The organism is Mycobacterium asiaticum (assembly GCF_001668675.1).
In the GTDB taxonomy this organism is placed as follows: Bacteria; Actinomycetota; Actinomycetes; order Mycobacteriales; family Mycobacteriaceae; genus Mycobacterium; species Mycobacterium asiaticum_D.
Window position 1 is genome coordinate 1 of record NZ_LZKQ01000259.1, and the last position, 1,150, is coordinate 1,150.

Here is a 1,150-nt window from a genome sequence, read left to right on the forward strand (position 1 = left end):
AGTCCCCCCGGCGCCTTGGGTTCCGTTCTTGCCGCCGTTCAGGTTTAGCGCCTTGCCGGCGCCACCACCACCACCGCAACCACCAGCGGCAAAGCGAAAACCCCCGCCCAACAAAGCCCCCTGGCCCAATTCACCATCCTGTGCCGCCGCTACCTCGCCGTCATCGCCGCCGACCGCCAATACGCCCTATTCCTGCTCGCCCTCCCCCTGCTCCTAAGCCTGTTCACCTACGCCGTCCCCGGCGACGCCGGCCTCTCCCTGGCCAACGCCATCGAGAAGGTGTCGACTCAGCCGGGCCAGCTATTGGTGTTGCTGATCATCGGCGGTGCGCTGATGGGGTGTGCGACCTCCATCCGCGAGATCGTCAAGGAACAGGCCATCTACCGACGCGAGCACGGCATCGGCCTATCCGGCAGCGCCTACCTCGCCTCCAAACTGGCTGTGCTGGGCGCGATTACGAGTGCACAGGGCCTGATCCTGGGTTTCCTGGGCGTCGCATTCCTGCCGCCACCGGACCAATCGGTGGTACTGCCGTGGCCGCGGCTGGAGATCGCGGTGGCCGTGCTGGCGGTCACCGTCGTGTCGATGATCGTTGGGTTGCTGATCTCGGCGCTGATCGGCAATGCCGACCGCGGCATGCCGCTACTGGTGCTGGTCGTGATGGCCCAACTCGTGTTGTGCGGCGGAATGTTCGGGGTGGACGACCGGGTTCCGCTCGAGCAACTGGCCTGGCTGTCCCCGTCCCGCTGGGCCTACGCCATGGCCGCGTCGACGGTGGACCTCAACGACCTGCATCGCACCGCCGGCGGCGACCAGGATCCGTTGTGGGACTACGACATCGGTAGCTGGTCGATCGCCGCCGCGGCCTGTGCCGTCCAGGCGATCGCGCTGGTGATCCTGATCGTGCTCCGGTTGCGCCGCATGGGTCCGCACCGCAGGGCCAAGAATTGATGGGTGGCGGAATTTGCGGACGGCACATCTAACGCGCCGCTGTTGATAATGTCAGCCACATTGCGGGTTGACTGGGAGGATCAGCGATGAGCGATACGCAGGACTCGCGGGTGGGCACGACATTCGGGCCCTACCATCTCAAGCGGTTGCTGGGCCGCGGCGGGATGGGCGAGGTCTACGAGGCCGAGCACACCGTCAA

The 1,150-nt window shown here is 66.2% G+C and carries 1 protein-coding gene and 1 pseudogene; both read left to right on the forward strand.

Annotated elements, in window-relative coordinates:
- Positions 1–951 (forward strand): annotated as a pseudogene (locus tag A9X01_RS22115) (ABC transporter permease); the annotation flags it as partial.
- A gap of 86 nt (positions 952–1,037) precedes the next feature.
- The coding region (locus tag A9X01_RS31570; RefSeq protein WP_231123035.1) for a hypothetical protein at positions 1,038–1,150 on the forward strand (113 nt) is incomplete at its 3' end.